This is a genomic window from Streptomyces sp. NPDC005799, from assembly GCF_040630525.1.
Classification (GTDB): Bacteria; Actinomycetota; Actinomycetes; order Streptomycetales; family Streptomycetaceae; genus Streptomyces; species Streptomyces griseorubiginosus_B.
Genome location: NZ_JBEXXQ010000035.1, coordinates 1 through 15,492, shown reverse-complemented (window position 1 = coordinate 15,492; position 15,492 = coordinate 1). Strand labels below are relative to the sequence as shown.

Sequence of the window (15,492 nt, the reverse complement as noted above, 5' to 3'; positions counted from 1 at the left end):
CGGCACGTTCGTACGCTCGGCATGCTCGACACGGCGGTATGGAGGCGCGGGGGATGAAGATCGACTGGGACCGGCGGACGTGTTCCCGCAAGGGGCACATCACGTACGCGCCGGACGACCCCCGGCTGCGGGTGCGGCTGCACGCCGAGACCGCCCTCGGCGAGGTCTGGCGCTGTCTGCGCTGCGGCGACTTCGTGCTCGGCGAGCCGCACGGCTCGGGACCGGCCGCCGAGGCGCCCCTGGTGCCGCGCGGCAAGGTGCTGCGCGACCTGTTCATCCTGCGCTTCCTGGCGATCGAGCGGGCCGTGCGCGGCGTGTTCATCGTGCTGGTGGCGGTGGCCGTGTGGAAGTTCAGCAACAGCCAGGACTCGGTGCGCCGGCTCTTCGACGAGTACCTCGACGTCTTCCGGCCCGCCTTCCGGCACTTCCACTACGACCTCGACCACTCGCCGATCGTCGGCACCATCCAGAAGACCTTCGGCTACAAGCACTCCACGCTGGTCCTGGTGGCCGCGCTGCTGCTCGCCTACGCGCTGATCGAGCTCGTCGAGGCGGTCGGCCTCTGGTACGCCAAGCGCTGGGCGGAGTACCTGACGGTGGTCGCCACCGCCGCGTTCCTGCCGCTGGAGATCTACGAACTCACCGAGCACATCAGCTGGCTGAAGATCACCACGCTGGTCCTCAACATCCTCGCGGTGCTCTACATCGCCCTCGCCAAGCGCCTGTTCGGACTCCGCGGCGGCCGCAGGGCCTTCGAGGAGGAACGCCAGAGCGCGTCACTCCTGGAGGTCGAGGAGTCGGCCGGGGTACCGGTCTAGGGCCGCCGCTCCGGGTGCGCCCGGCGACCGTTTGGTGACGCTTGCCCTAAATGCTTTGCCTCGGGTGCTGGTTGGGACCAGGCTGGGGAGCCCTGGAGCGCACGTACCGACCATACGGAGGCGGCATGGGGGAGTCCGAAGGGGTCGAGATCGTCAGCTCGGCCGCGTACGAGCGGCGCTACGGCGCTGGCCGCGAGCCGTCGTCGCTGTCGATGGAGCAGATCTCGGAGATGTTCTACGAGTTCCTCTCCGCCGTGGCCCGTCCCCGGCGCAAGGAGGACGACGATCGCCGCAACCTCACCAGGCGGCTGCGCGAGCACCTCGGCTCGGCGCCCACCGACCGCCCGGTGGTCAAGGCGGCGTACCCGCCCTACGACCTCCCCAACGTGCACCTCGCGCTGGAGCGCTGGTTCGCCGCCGACGACCGCTCCTACGAGCTCATCGGCATGCGCGGCGCCCAGCACCACGGCGAGCTCACCCTCGGCGACATCCTCGAATCCGCCGACCGCTACGACCGGTTCACCATCGGCGCGGTCGACTACGCGCACCTGCCGATCTCCCCGGACGAGGAACTGGCCTGCGTCTCCTGCGGTTTCTATCTCGGCACCGACTGCGAGGAGCGGTTCGCGGTGCTGCTGCGCGGCCCCGCCGACGAGTACGGGCGCAACAAGGTCGAGATCGAGGTCCTCGCGCAGGAGAAGGAGTTCGCGGACCGGCTGCTCGCGGACCTGGACGCGATCGTGCGCGAGCACAACGTCTTCCGCGGCCAGGTGCTGTCCTTCGAGGGCTCCCAGTTCGGCCACGGCCTCGGCCCGTTCCGCTTCCACCGCAGGCCCGGCCTGACCCGCGAGGACATCGTGCTGCCGACCGGCCTGCTGGAGCGGGTGGAACGCCAGGTGGTGGGCGTGGCCCGGCGCCGCGAGCAGCTGCGGGCGGTCGGCCAGCACCTGCGCCGGGGCCTGCTGCTCTACGGCCCGCCCGGCACCGGCAAGACCCACACCATCCGCTACCTCCTCTCCCACCTCCCACAGTTCACGGCGGTCATCCTCTCCGGCACCAGCATCGAGGCCATCGGCCCGGCCTGCGCCCTGGCCCGGATGCTCCAGCCCGCGCTCGTCGTCCTGGAGGACTGCGACCTGATCGCCGAGGCTCGCGACTACGGCAACGGCGAACAGCCCCTGCTCTTCCAGGTGCTGAACGAGATGGACGGCCTGGGCGACGACGCCGACGTCGCCTTCCTGCTCACCACCAACCGCGCCGACCTCCTGGAACCGGCCCTCGTGCAGCGCCCCGGCCGCGTCGACCTCGCCGTCGAGATCCCGCTGCCCGACGCCGAGGGCCGCGCCGCCCTCCTCGCCCTGTACGGCACCCATCTCGACTTCGGCGAGGACATCGCCGCCGAGGTGGTGACCCGCACCGAGGGCACGACGGCCTCCTTCACCAAGGAACTGGTGCGCCGCTCGGTGCTGATCGCGGCGGAACGCGAGTCCGCCCGCACCGAACCGGCGGACGTCCGCGAGGCCCTCGACGAACTCCTCTCCGACCGCGACCGTCTCACCCGCCGGCTGCTGGGCGCACGGACCGGCGACGAGGACGAGGAGGACTGGCCGGCGGACGACGACGAGGAGGAGGTCCACTCGGGGCCGCCCTCCGGCGAGTGGCTGCTGGGCCCGCGTCCCGGCCGGGCGCCCGGTGTGCCGCCCCGCTGACACCGGTGCTTGCCTTGACGTCGGCGTGAAGGCTTACGGTCACAGGCATGCGAATCGGCGAGCTGGCCGCACGGGCCGGGACCACGACGAGGGCGCTCAGGTACTACGAGGCGCGCGGTCTGCTGCCCGCGCGTCGCGACGAACTCGGACACCGGACCTACGACGAGAGCGATGTGAAGCTGCTCCGGCAGATCCGCACGCTGCAGGACTTCGGGTTCGACCTGGAGGAGACACGGCCCTTCGTGGAGTGTCTGCGGGCCGGTCATCCGGAGGGTGACTCCTGCCCGGCCTCGCTCGCGGTCTACCGGCGCAAGCTCGCCGAACTCGACGCGCTGATCGGCGAGTTGCAGGCGGTGCGGGCGACCATCGCCGTGCGCCTGGCCTCGACCGACAGCGAACCACCGTTGTGCGAACTGGGAGGGCGGGAACTGTGAGCGTGACCGAGGTGACGGACGCGGACTTCGCGGCGCAGGTGATCGGCTCGGAGCTGCCGGTGCTGGTGGAGTTCACCGCCGACTGGTGTCCGCCGTGCCGGCAGATGGGCCCGGTGCTGAAGGCCCTCGCGGCCGAGGAGGGCGAGCGGCTGAAGGTGGTCCAGCTGGACGTGGACACCAACCCGGAGACGACGAACGCCTACAAGGTGCTGTCGATGCCCACCTTCATGGTGTTCCGGGCCGGTGAGCCGGTGAAGGCGATGGTGGGCGCCCGGCCCAAGCGGCGGCTGCTCGCGGAGCTGGAGGACGTGCTCTGACTACCCGTACTGGGGCTGGAAGGTGCGCAGGACGTCCTGGCCCGGCTGGACGATGCCGTAAGTGCTCTCCGGTACCTCGTTCCAGGCACCGGGGAGATCGCCCAGCGGCTCCGACACGATCAGCCGGGTCTCGTCGGAGACGTCCTTCAGGAACGAGACGTCGGGGTGGAGTGCGCGCAGGTCGCTGACGCGGCTGCTGTAGAACAGCGACCGTGAGGCACCGGCGCTGGAGTACCGGAAGGCCCAGACCCGCTCACCGTCGGTCACGGCGACCGTCATCTGCAGGGGCTGAGCCACCCCGTGCGTGTGCCCCACGTGTTCGACCAGGCCCGCCATACGGGCCACGGCTCCCGGGGGATCGACGTCGAGTCCGTAGGTGAGGGCCAGGTAGAACATGAGTTCCGAGTCCGTGGTGCCCTCGATCGAGGGGAACAGGACGGGGTCGACGGCGAGGGTGAGATCGCGGCGCAGTACCGCGAAATCGGCGATCGCGCCGTTGTGCATCCACATCCAGTGACGGTGCCGGAAGGGGTGGCAGTTGGTCTGCTGCACGGGCGTCCCGGTGGAAGCCCGGATGTGGGCGAAGAACAGCGGCGAGCTGACGTGGGAGGCGATCTCGTGGAGGTTGCGGTCGCTCCAGGCCGGGCCGGTGTCGTGGAAGACGGCAGGGGTGTGGGCGTGGTCCGTGTACCAGCCCACACCGAAGCCGTCGCCGTTGGTCGTCTCGACGCCCATCCGTGAATGGAGGCTCTGGTCGATCAGTGAGTGCGTCGGGCGGTAGAGGACCTCGTCGATCAGCACGGGTGTCCCCGAGTAGGCGAGCCAGCGGCACATGACGGTATCCCTGTCTCGGGCCTGCCGCGCCGGTCAGTCGGCGTCCGCGTCCGGCAGGTCCAGCCCGAAGGCCTCGCCGATGTTCCGGGCGGCGGACACGACACGGGCGCTGCCGACGACGGGTGCGATGGCCACGAGGGTGCCGCGGATCCGCTCCAGCGGAATGCCCAGTGATTCCGCCGTGCCGATGTTGAGCAGGTAGGAGGCCGGCGCGGCGTCCATGGCCACCAGCGCCGCGATACGGGCGAGCAGGTAGGTCTCCGGGTCGAGGCCCGACCGCTCGAAGGTGTTGAGGGTCATCTGCACGAGCGTTTCGAAGACGGGAGCGTCGGCCTCGGCGAGTGCGGTCACTCCGCCCGCGCCGGTGGTGTCCTGGGTCATCTCGAGGTCCGTTCTCGCAGGGGTGCGGAGGTTGTGGTCACCCACCAGCGAACTCCGGCCCGAGTGAGCGCCGCCTCACCCGCCGCGGGTGGTTCCGGCGACGCCCGACCCGACGGGAACAAAGAGAAATCCCCCGAGCAATTGCGCTCGGGGGATTTTCCCGCGTATATTCAATGGTTCGCGACTTCGGGGAATTGAGTCGCAAAGAAGTTCAGTGAGCACAGTATATCTGGCCGGGAGTGGAATTGTCAAACAGCGATGAAATTCGCGGTGAGCAGGAATTCATCGACAGGCTTTACGCCCGTGTGGACGCCCTGCGCGGGGACACCGAGGCCGGTGTCACGGACGCGCTCGCCCAGGGCAACACGCCCATGCAGGCCCGGCTGGAGCGGGACATCCTGGTCGCCGAGCGCTCCGGACTGCTGGCCGCCCTGAACGCGGTGGACGGCTCGCTCTGCTTCGGCCGGATCGACCTGACCTCGGGCGCCAACCACCACATCGGCCGCATCGGGCTGCGCACCGACGACGCCGAGCGCACCCCGATCCTCGTCGACTGGCGGGCCGACGTCGCCCGCCCCTTCTACCTGGCCACCGGCCACACCCCGATGGGCCTGCGCCGGCGCCGGCACATCACCACCGGCGGCCGTACCGTCACCGCCCTGCACGACGAGATCCTCGACCTCGGGGACCGGGAGCGCACCGGCCACGAGGACCCGACCGGCGACGCCGTGCTGCTCGCCGCCCTCGACGCGGCCCGCACCGGACGTATGCACGACATCGTGCAGACCATCCAGGCCGAGCAGGACGAGATCATCCGGGCGCCCCACCGCGGTGTGCTGGTCGTCGAGGGCGGCCCGGGGACCGGCAAGACGGCCGTCGCGCTGCACCGGGCGGCCTTTCTCCTCTACGAGCACCGGGAACTGCTCGCCAAGCGGGCCGTGCTCATCGTCGGCCCCAACCCCGCCTTCCTCGGCTACATCGGCGAGGTGCTGCCGGCCCTCGGCGAGACCGGCGTACTGCTCGCCACCGTGGGGGAGTTGTTCCCCGGCGTTCGGGCGACGGCCACGGACACCCGGGAGGCGGCGGCCGTGAAGGGCCGAGCGGACATGGCGGACGTGCTCGCCGACGTCGTACGCGACTGGCAGGCGCTGCCCGACCCGGTGATCGCGATCGAGCACGACAGGGAGGTCCTGATGCTCGACGACGGCCTGGTGAAGGTCGCCCGCGAGAGGACCCGCGCCGCCCGGCTGCCGCACAACGTGGCCCGGGAGCACTTCGAGGGCCACATCCTCAACACGCTCACCGAGCTGTACGCCGAGCGCGTCGGCACCGACCCCTACGACGGCGGCAGTCTGCTGGACGCCTCCGACGTCACCCAGATCCGTGACGAGATCGCCGAGAACCCCGAAGTGTGGGCCGCCATCGACCAGTTGTGGCCGCGGCTGACCCCGCAGCGGCTGGTCGCGGACTTCCTCGCCGACCCCGTCGGCTACGTTTCGGACGAGGACTCGGCCGCCATCCGCCGCCCGGTGACCCGCGCGTGGACCGTGGCGGACGTCCCGCTGCTCGACGAGGCGGCCGAACTGCTCGGCGTGGACGAGCGGTTCGCACGGGCGCGGGCCGAGCGCGAGCGGGAGACCCAGATCGCCTACGCGCAGGGCGTGCTGGACGTGTCCTTCGCCTCCCGGACCTACGAGTTCGAGGACAAGGAGGACAGCGACCCGGACGGCTCCGAGGTGCTGTCCGCGCACGACATCATCGACGCCGAGCGGTTCGCCGAGCGGCAGGAGGAGGACGACCACCGCAGCGCCGCCGAGCGCGCGGCCGCCGACCGCACCTGGGCCTTCGGGCACATCATCGTGGACGAGGCGCAGGAGTTGTCGCCGATGGCCTGGCGGCTGCTCATGCGGCGCAGCCCGACCCGCTCGATGACCCTGGTCGGCGACCCGGCGCAGACCGCGGAGGCGGCGGGCGTCGGCTCCTGGGAGAAGATCCTCGAGCCCTACGTCGAGGACCGCTGGGAGCACACCCGCCTGGGCGTCAACTACCGCACCCCCGCCGAGGTCATGGACCTGGCGGCGGCCGTCGTACGCGCCGAGAACCCGGACTTCGAGCCGCCGAGCTCGATCCGTTCGACGGGGGTACGGCCCTGGGTGCGCGCCACCGACGATCTGCCCGGCGCGGTCGCCGATGCGGTGAAGGAGTTGACCCCCGCCGAGGGCCGGCTCGCGGTCATCGCCCCGCGCCATCTGCACCGCAGGCTCGCGGCCCGGCTGGACGGGGTGACGGTCGGCGCGGAACCGGACCTGACCCGGACCGTCGTCCTCCTCGACCCGCGTCAGTCGAAGGGGCTGGAATTCGACTCCGTGCTGGTGGTCGAGCCGGCTCTGTACGGCACCAGTGACCTCTATGTGGCGCTGACCCGGGCCACCCAGCGGCTGGGCGTGCTGCACACCGGACGGCTGCCGAAGGGACTGGTCGACACGGATGCCCCGGGGATCACCAAGCCGTAACAGTTCCCGCCATGGTCACTGCTCGTGCACGTTCGGTGCGGTATGCGTGGTGGTCATGGAAGCCCATCCGTACACCGGCGCGCCGGCCGACCGTCCCCGGCTCGAGTCACTGCCCGTCCAGCCGCTGCTCACGGCGGAGTTCGACGCCGATCCCGGGGCGGTGTACGACAGGCTGCGGCGCACCTACGGTCCGGTGGCTCCCGTCGGGCTGATGGGCGTGCCCGTGTGGCTGGTTCTCGACTACCGCGAGGTGCTGGAGGTCCTGAAGAACGAGAACCAGTGGCGACGGGACGTCAGGTACTGGCGGGCCCGGGCCGAGGGGCGCCTGCCCCACGACTGGCCGCTGCTCGCCGGGTACGAGGTGCGGCAGACCATGTTCATGGACGACGAGGAGCACCGGGCGGCGCGCGGGACCCTGCACTCGGCGCTGCGGCCCTTCCAGGAGCCGCGCACTCCGCAGGGGTGGGAACTCAGGGCGACCGTCGCGCGGTACGCGGACGAACTCATCGGTGTGCTCGCCGCCGAGTCGGGGACGGCCGGGTTCGCGGACCTGGGAGCTCAGTACACCCGACCGCTGCTGCTCATGGTCACCACCAAGCTGTTCGGCTGCCCGGTCGAACTCGGCGACGAACTGGTCATGGACCTCTGGCGGATGCTGGACGGCGGACCGGACGCGGGGCCCGCGACGGGACGGGCGCTGGCGGCGATGACCCGGCTGGCCGCGCACCGGCGGGCCCGGCCCGGGGACGACCTCACGTCCTACATGCTGCTGGCCGACCCGGGCATGAGCGACGAGCAGCTGGGGCGGGAGCTGTTCATGAACGCCGTGTACCTGAACGACATCACCGGCAACATGGTGCTCAACACCCTGCTGGAGGTGCTGCGCGGCAACGCCGGGGTGCGGCGGAGCCTGTCGGCCGGGCAGTTCGGGGAGACGGTCAACCGGGCGGCGCTGGTCAATCCGCCGGTCGCCAACATGTGCTTCCGGTTCGTGGCGCGGGACGCGCTGCTGGGCGACTTCTGTGTGCGGGCCGGTGACGTGGTCTCGCCGTCGGCCGCCGCGGCGCACCAGGACCTGCTGGCGATCGGCTCCTCCCCGATGGTGGGCTCGACGGTCAGTACACGGGCCCATCTGGGCTGGGGCGCCGGTCCGCACGGCTGCCCGAGCGCGGCGCGCGAACTGGGCGGAATGATCGTGACCACGGCGGTGGGCCGCGTCTTCGACCACTTCACCACGGCCGAACTGACCCTGCCGCCGGACCAGTTGCCGTGGCGGACGGGGCCGGTGGTACGGGGGCTGAGGCTGCTGCCGGTGCGGTACGAGCTGAGCGGCCGGGTGCGTCCTTCCGTCCCCGGGGCGCGGGAGGAGCCCGTCGCGGTCGACACGGGCCGCTGTGACAGCCAGGTGCGGGGGCTGCTGTCGGCGCTGCGGAGGCTGATGTTCGGGAACCGCTGAGCGGGGCCCGGGGCCTGTGTGCCCCGGACCCCTGCTCAGGGAGCGGTCACGCCGGGCGCAGCCAGAGCGTCGCCAGCGGGGGCAGGGTCAGCCGGATGCTGGCCGGGCGGCCGTGCCAGGGATGGGGCTCCGGTTTGATGTCGTCCGGGTTGGTGACGTCCGTGCCGCCGTAGCGCGCCGCGTCCGTGTTCACCGCCTCGTGCCAGGCGGGGACGTCGTCCGGGGCGCCCAGACGGTAGTCGTGGCGGACCACCGGGGAGAAGTTGGAGACGGCCAGGAGCGGGGTGCCGTCGGTGGCGTACCGCAGGAACGCGAAGACGTTGTCGTCGGCCGCGTCGCCCACGATCCACTCGAAGCCCGCCGGCTGGATGTCCTGCTGCCACAGCGCCGGGCTGTGCCGGTACACGGTGTTGAGATCGCGGACCAGGTCACGCACGCCCCGGTGGTCGGCCTCGGCGCCGTACCCCGGGTCGAGCAGCCACCAGTCCGGGCCGTGCGCCTCCGACCACTCCGCGCCCTGCGCGAACTCCTGCCCCATGAAGAGCAGTTGCTTGCCGGGGTGCGACCACATGAAGGCCAGATAGGCGCGCAGGTTGGCCCGCTGCTGCCACCAGTCGCCCGGCATCTTCGAGACCAACGAGCCCTTGCCGTGGACGACTTCGTCGTGCGAGATGGGCAGGACGTAGTTCTCGCTGTACGCGTACACCATCGAGAACGTCATCTCGTTGTGGTGGTACTTGCGGTGGATCGGCTCGTGGCTCATGTAGTCCAGCGAGTCGTGCATCCAGCCCATGTTCCACTTCAGGCCGAAGCCGAGCCCGCCGAAGCCGCCCGGGCCACGGTGGTGCGTGGCGCGGGTGACGCCGTCCCAGGCCGTGGACTCCTCCGCGATCGTCACCACGCCCGGCACCCGCCGGTACACGGTCGCGTTCATCTCCTGCAGGAAGGCGACGGCGTCCAGGTTCTCCCGGCCGCCGTGCTCGTTCGGCACCCACTGGCCCGGCTCGCGCGAGTAGTCCAGGTAGAGCATGGAGGCGACGGCATCCACCCGCAGACCGTCGATGTGGAACTCCTCGCACCAGTAAACGGCGTTCGCCACCAGGAAGTTGCGCACCTCGCGGCGGCCGAAGTCGAACTCCAGGGTGCCCCAGTCGGGGTGCGCGGACCGCAGCGGGTCCTCGTGCTCGTACAGCGGACGGCCGTCGAACTCCGCGAGCGCCCAGTCGTCGCGCGGGAAGTGCGCCGGCACCCAGTCCATCAGGACGCCGATGCCGGCCTGGTGGAGGGCGTCGACCAGGTACCGGAAGTCGTCCGGGGTGCCTAGGCGGGCCGTCGGCGCGTAGAAGCCGGTGACCTGGTAGCCCCAGGAGCCGCCGAAGGGATGCTCGGCGACCGGCATCAGCTCGACATGAGTGAAACCGAGGTCCTTGACGTACGCGGGGAGCTGCTCGGCGAGTTGACGGTACGTCAGTCCGGGGCGCCAGGAGGGCAGATGGACCTCGTACACGGAGAACGGCGCCTCGTGCGCGGGCAGGTCCGCGCGGCGGGCCAGCCACTCCTCGTCGCCCCACTCATGGTGCGAGGCGGTGATGATCGACGAGGTCTCCGGCGGGGCCTGGGTGCGGCGGGCCAGGGGGTCGGCGCGCAGGGTCTTGGAGCCGTCGGGGCGGGTGATCTGGAACTTGTACAGCTCGCCCTCGCCGATGCCGGGCACGAACAGCTCCCACACGCCGGAGGAGCCGAGCGAGCGCATCGGGTAGCCGGTGCCGTCCCAGAAGTTGAAGGTGCCGGCCACGTGGACGCCGCGGGCGTTGGGGGCCCACACGGAGAAGCGGGTGCCTGCCACGCCCTGGTGGGTCATCGGGTGGGCGCCGAGCACCTTCCACAGCTCCTCGTGCCGGCCCTCACCGATCAGGTGCAGGTCCAGCTCGCCGAGCGTGGGCAGGAAGCGGTACGCGTCCTCGACGTCCTGCACGGCCCCCTCGTAGGTCACGATCAGCCGATACCCGGGCGGCACCTCCGACAGCGGCAGCAGCCCGGAGAAGAAACCGTCCCCGTCGTCCTCCAACTCCGCCCGCAACTCCCCGGCGACGACGGTCACGCCCAACGCGTAGGGCCGGAAAACCCGAAACGCCACGCCCCCCTCGACGGGGTGGGCCCCCAGCACGGTATGCGGATCATGATGGGTACCGGCCGACAACCGCTCCCGATCCTCACGGCCGAGAGCAACGGTCCCACGCCCGCCGCCCTCACCGGAGCCGACGGCCGGGACGGCCTGTGCGGAGCCGGAGTCACCGGCGGCGGCAACCGCCTCCGGCGCCGTGCCGCTCGGGGCGGCGGGTTGCTCCGGGGTGCCTGTGCCGTTGGGCTGGGCGGAGGCGCTTGCCTCGGTGAGCTGTTCCGGCGCCGAGGGGGTCGTGGTTGCGGGTTGCCGCGCCGCGGCAGTCGACGGCACGGTCTCGGACGACGTCGGCTCCGTCGGCGCGGCAGCCGCCGCCTGCGCCGCCGCAGCGGCCTTGCCGGCCGCCGCCTTCGAGGTCGCCGTCTTGGCAGGGGCCCTCTTCGCGGTGCTCGCCTTCTTGGCCGCGGCCTTCGCCGTGACCGCCTTCTTGGCTACCGCCTTCTCGGCCGCTGCCTTCTTGGCAGCCGTGGCGGAAGAGGCGGCGTTCGCCGGAGCCTTCTTGGCGGCCGCCTTGGTCACCGTGCCCGCGGCGGTCGCCTTCTTCACGGCCGCCTTCTTGAGCGCCGTGCCCTCGCCGGCGAGCTTCTTCGCGGCCGTCTTCTTCAGCGCCGCGTTGTCACCGGCCACCTTCTTCGCGGCTGCCTTCTTGGCCGCCGTGCCTTCCGCGGCCACCTTCTTGGCGGCTGTCTTCTTCACCGCCGCCGTACCCTGACCGGCGGTCTTCTTCGCTGTGGCCGTCTTCTTCGCCGCCGTGCCCTCGGCAGCGACCTTTTTGGCGGCCGCCTTCTTGAGCGCCGTGCCCTCGCCGGGGACCTTCTTTGCGGCCGTCTTCTTCAGCGCCGTGCCCTCCGCGGTCACCTTCTTCGCCGCCGTCTTCCTGGCCGCGGGCTCGGCGGCGGTCGTCTTCTTGGCGGCTGCCTTCTTCGCCGTCGCCTTCTTGGCTGTCGCCTTCTCCGCCGGGGCCGCGCCCGCCGGGGCCTTCGGGGGCGTCTTCCTCGCCGGGGTGTTCTCCGCCTCCGGCGCTGCTTCCGGCGTCGTCTTCCCGGGCGTGACCTTGTCCGCGGCCTTCTTCACCGCCTTCTTCACACTCTTCGCGGCTTTGACGGCCTTGTCCTCGGCCGTCTTCTTGGGATCCGGACCGCTGGACGTGGGGCGGGGGGTCACGGGCGGCGCCTCCTCGGCGAAGGGTCGGGGGTGGAGTAGGTCAGTACAGGACGGTACAAGTCAGTACAGGTCAGAGGTGGCGTAACGCTCTATCGCCGTCATCGGCACCGACAGCCAGTCAGGCCGGTGCCGGGCCTCGTAGACGACCTCGTAGATCGCCTTGTCGGTCTCACAGGCCCGCAGCAGCACCGGGTCGGTGCGCGGATCCGCGCCGCTGACCTCGGCATATCCGGAACAGTACGCCGCCCGGCAGGTCTCGGCCCAGTCCTCCGCGGCCGACGGCCCCGCGGAGTGCGCGGCGTAGTCGAAGGAGCGCAGCATGCCCGCGACGTCCCGCACCGGCGGCTGCGGCATCCGCCGCTCGGCCAGCGGCCTGGCCGGCTCGCCCTCGAAGTCGATCAGCCACCACTGACCGCCCGGCGAGCGCAGACACTGCCCGAGATGCAGATCCCCGTGGACGCGCTGCCCGGTCCATACCCGGCCCTCGGCCGCCAGGTCGGCCAGCGCCGTGAACGCCGAACGCAGGGCCGGCACGTACGGCCGCAGTACCGGCACCGCCTGCGCCGCCGCCTCCAGTCGCTCGATCATGCCGTCGGCCAGCAGTTCCATCTGGGTGTGGCCGAGCGTGACCGTCGGCAGCGCACGGGCCAGCGCCGTGTGCACCTCGGCCGTCGCACGGCCCAGCGCCCGCGCCTCGGCGCCGAAGTCCTCGCCCTTGGCGAGTTCCCGCAGGGCCAGCTCCCAGCCGTCGGACGCGCCCTGCAGGAAGGGCTGCAGCACGCCCAGCACGTACGGCTCCCCGCCCAGCTCCGCCCGCAGCCACGCCGTCGGCGGGGGCACCCGGGGGCAGCCCTCACGGGCCAGCGCCAGGGGCAGCTCCAGGTCGGGGTTGACGCCGGGCACCACCCGGCGCAGCAGCTTCAGGATGAACGTATCGCCGTAGACGACCGACGAGTTCGACTGCTCGGCGGTCATCAGCCGCGGGACGAGTCCGGCCCGGATCTCCCGGCCCGGCTCCCGCTCGAAACGCAGCCCGCCGATGCGGGCCTGGGAGCGCAGCGCCTCCAGGAGCACCTCGGCGGGCCGGGAATCGTACAGGGCCTCGTACACCGTGCGTCCGGCGAGCGGGCCCTCCTCCACGTGTCCGATCAGCGCGGGCGCCAGCCGGGGCGGCAGCGCCTCGCGCGCGCCTATGAGCAGCTGGTAGCAGTCGCCGGCGTGGGTCTTGGCGCCCAGTGCGGACGGCTGGTGGGCGCGCACCAGCAGGTGGTACAGGCCCAGCTTGCCGTCACCGGGGAGCAGCTCGGTGGCGGCGACCAGTGAGAACCCGGTGACCGGACGTCCCTTGCCGGCGAACCAGCGCTGCCGGGGCAGCCACTCGCGCAGCAGGGGGTCCAGTGACGCAAGGAGGCCGGGGCTGGTCGTGGCGGTACGGGTGACGGCTTCCGACATGGCGTCGTCCTTTCCCCGGGTGGGCGGGGTGTTACGTATGCGTGCCCCGGGTGGGGCGGGAGAAACCGCCCCACGCCGGGTTCGCGGGGCTGCTAGGCGCCTTCCCCGCGGAGCCGGAACCAGTAGAACCCGTGCCCCGCGAGGGTCAGCAAGTACGGCAGTTCCCCGATGGCCGGGAAACGCACCCCGCCGAACAGCTCCACCGGATGCCGCCCGTTGAACTCGCGCAGGTCGAGCTCGGTGGGCTGGGCGAACCGGGAGAAGTTGTGCACGCACAGCACGAGATCGTCCTCGTACTCGCGCAGGAACGCGATGACCGCCGGGTTGGAGGACTGCAGCTCCGTGTAGGACCCGAGCCCGAAGGCCGGGTTCTGCTTACGGATCTCGATCATGCGGCGGGTCCAGTGCAGCAGCGAGGAGGGCGACGACATCGACGCCTCGACGTTGGTGACCTGGTAGCCGTAGACCGGGTCCATGATGGTCGGCAGGTAGAGGCGCCCGGGGTCACAGGACGAAAAACCCGCGTTACGGTCAGGTGTCCACTGCATCGGCGTGCGGACCGCGTCCCGGTCGCCGAGCCAGATGTTGTCGCCCATGCCGATCTCGTCGCCGTAGTACAGGATCGGCGAGCCCGGCAGGGACAGCAGCAGGGCGGTGAACAGCTCGATCTGGTTGCGGTCGTTGTCGAGCAGCGGGGCGAGCCGGCGCCGGATGCCGATGTTGGCGCGCATCCGTGGGTCCTTGGCGTACTCGGCCCACATGTAGTCGCGTTCCTCGTCGGTGACCATCTCCAGGGTCAGCTCGTCGTGGTTGCGCAGGAAGATGCCCCACTGGCAGTTCTTCGGGATCGCCGGGGTCTTGGCGAGGATCTCCGAGACCGGGTAACGGGATTCCCGTCGTACGGCCATGAAGATGCGCGGCATGACCGGGAAGTGGAAGGCCATGTGGCACTCGTCGCCGCCGGACTCGAAGTCGCCGAAGTAGTCGACGACGTCCTCGGGCCACTGGTTGGCCTCGGCCAGCACCACCGTGTCCGGGTAGGAGGCGTCGATCTCCTTCCGCACCCGCTTGAGGAACTCATGGGTTGCCGGAAGGTTTTCGCAGTTGGTGCCCTCCTCCTGGTACAGGTACGGCACCGCGTCCAGCCGGAAGCCGTCGATGCCCAGGTCCAGCCAGAACCGCAGGGCGGAGATCATCTCCTCCTGGACGGCCGGGTTCTCGTAGTTGAGGTCCGGCTGGTGGGAGAAGAACCGGTGCCAGAAGTACTGCTTGCGGACCGGGTCGAAGGTCCAGTTGGAGGCCTCGGTGTCGACGAAGATGATCCGGGCGTCCGGGTACTGCTTGTCGTCGTCGGCCCACACGTAGTAGTCGCCGTAGGGGCCGTCGGGGTCGTTTCTCGACTCCTGGAACCACGGGTGCTGGTCGCTGGTGTGGTTCATGACGAAGTCGATGATCACCCGCATACCGCGCTGGTGGGCGGCGTCGACGAACTCCACGAAGTCGGCGAGGTCGCCGAACTCCGGCAGTACGGCGGTGTAGTCCGAGACGTCGTAACCGCCGTCGCGGAGGGGTGACTTGAAGAAGGGCGGCAGCCACAGGCAGTCGATGCCCAGCCACTGCAGGTAGTCGAGTTTGGCGGTCAGGCCCTTGAGGTCGCCGACGCCGTCGCCGTTGCTGTCCTGGAAGGAACGGACGAGGACCTCGTAGAACACCGCGCGCTTGAACCAATCCGGGTCGCGGTCCTTGGTGGGGGTGTCCTCGAAGGTGTCCGGAACGGGCTCGTTGACGATCATGTTGTGGGTGACCCTCCGATCTGCGGGGTGGACGGTCGCAGGAGCGTGAACACGTGCGCGGGACGGGTGCCCGGTTCCAGGCGCACGTAATTGGCCCTGCCCCAGTGATAGGTCTCGCCGGTGAGCTCGTCGCGCACCGGCACCGACTCGTGCCAGTCCAGGCCGAGTTGCGGCATGTCCAACGAGACCGTGGCCTCCTGGGTGTGGTGAGGGTCGAGGTTGGCGACCACCAGAACCGTGTTCGAACCGCTCCGCTTCGAGTATGCGATCACCGGGTCCTGGTCCGCATGGTGGAAGTGCAGATCGCGGAGCTGCCTGAGGGCGGGGTTCGCGCGGCGGATCGCGTTGAGGCGGGTGATGAGGGGGGTGATGGTGCGGCCCTCGCGTTCGGCCCTCTCCCAGTCGCGGGGGCGCAGCTGGTACTTCTCGGAGTCGAGGT

At 70.7% G+C, this 15,492-nt stretch carries 11 protein-coding genes and 1 pseudogene; 6 read left to right on the top strand and 6 right to left on the bottom strand.

The window, feature by feature from the left end:
• Positions 1-53: 53 nt before the first annotated feature.
• The 4 genes from ABZ453_RS30340 to ABZ453_RS30325 all read left to right on the top strand — a co-directional run bounded on the left by ABZ453_RS30340 (position 54) and on the right by ABZ453_RS30325 (position 3,278).
• Complete coding sequence (locus tag ABZ453_RS30340) at positions 54-818, top strand: DUF2127 domain-containing protein (protein WP_359019758.1); 765 nt, start codon at positions 54-56, stop codon at positions 816-818.
• Positions 819-943: 125 nt separating this feature from the next.
• A complete protein-coding gene (locus ABZ453_RS30335) occupies positions 944-2,527 on the top strand; it encodes an AAA family ATPase (protein WP_359019756.1) in 1,584 nt (527 codons plus the stop codon).
• 47 nt (positions 2,528-2,574) lie between these two features.
• On the top strand, positions 2,575-2,961 hold the full coding sequence (locus tag ABZ453_RS30330) for a MerR family transcriptional regulator (RefSeq protein ID WP_133044734.1): 387 nt from the start codon (positions 2,575-2,577) through the stop codon (positions 2,959-2,961).
• 2 nt (positions 2,962-2,963) lie between these two features.
• Positions 2,964-3,278, top strand: coding sequence for a thioredoxin domain-containing protein (locus tag ABZ453_RS30325; RefSeq protein WP_356768869.1), 315 nt, complete (start codon positions 2,964-2,966; stop codon positions 3,276-3,278).
• Here the strand turns inward: ABZ453_RS30325 and ABZ453_RS30320 are convergent, their stop codons facing one another.
• Complete coding sequence (locus ABZ453_RS30320; RefSeq protein WP_359019753.1) at positions 3,279-4,112, bottom strand: class II glutamine amidotransferase; 834 nt, start codon at positions 4,110-4,112, stop codon at positions 3,279-3,281.
• Positions 4,113-4,145: 33 nt separating this feature from the next.
• The gene (locus ABZ453_RS30315; RefSeq protein WP_359019751.1) at positions 4,146-4,493 is read right to left on the bottom strand and encodes a carboxymuconolactone decarboxylase family protein; all 348 of its coding nucleotides are present in this window, start codon (positions 4,491-4,493) and stop codon (positions 4,146-4,148) included.
• A 263-nt stretch (positions 4,494-4,756) separates the two neighbouring features.
• On the opposite strand from ABZ453_RS30315, the gene ABZ453_RS30310 reads away from it, so the two are divergent.
• Positions 4,757-7,006 carry an ATP-dependent DNA helicase gene (locus ABZ453_RS30310; protein WP_359019903.1) on the top strand — a complete coding sequence of 750 codons (2,250 nt, stop codon included), beginning with the start codon at positions 4,757-4,759 and terminating at the stop codon, positions 7,004-7,006.
• 55 nt (positions 7,007-7,061) lie between these two features.
• Positions 7,062-8,462 (top strand): cytochrome, encoded by a 1,401-nt coding sequence (locus ABZ453_RS30305; protein ID WP_359019749.1) that lies wholly within the window; start codon positions 7,062-7,064, stop codon positions 8,460-8,462.
• Between the two features lie 46 nt (positions 8,463-8,508).
• Here ABZ453_RS30305 and glgB read toward each other — a convergent pair whose 3' ends face one another.
• The 4 genes and pseudogenes from glgB to ABZ453_RS30285 form a co-directional block, all read right to left on the bottom strand.
• Positions 8,509-11,808 carry a 1,4-alpha-glucan branching enzyme gene (gene glgB, locus ABZ453_RS30300; protein WP_359019747.1) on the bottom strand — a complete coding sequence of 1,100 codons (3,300 nt, stop codon included), beginning with the start codon at positions 11,806-11,808 and terminating at the stop codon, positions 8,509-8,511.
• A gap of 60 nt (positions 11,809-11,868) precedes the next feature.
• On the bottom strand, positions 11,869-13,260 hold the full coding sequence (locus ABZ453_RS30295) for a maltokinase (RefSeq protein ID WP_359019744.1): 1,392 nt from the start codon (positions 13,258-13,260) through the stop codon (positions 11,869-11,871).
• A 92-nt stretch (positions 13,261-13,352) separates the two neighbouring features.
• Complete coding sequence (treS, locus tag ABZ453_RS30290) at positions 13,353-15,053, bottom strand: maltose alpha-D-glucosyltransferase (protein WP_359019742.1); 1,701 nt, start codon at positions 15,051-15,053, stop codon at positions 13,353-13,355.
• Positions 15,050-15,492: pseudogene (locus ABZ453_RS30285) on the bottom strand (alpha-1,4-glucan--maltose-1-phosphate maltosyltransferase); the annotation flags it as partial. The pseudogene ABZ453_RS30285 and the gene treS, both read right to left, overlap by 4 nt.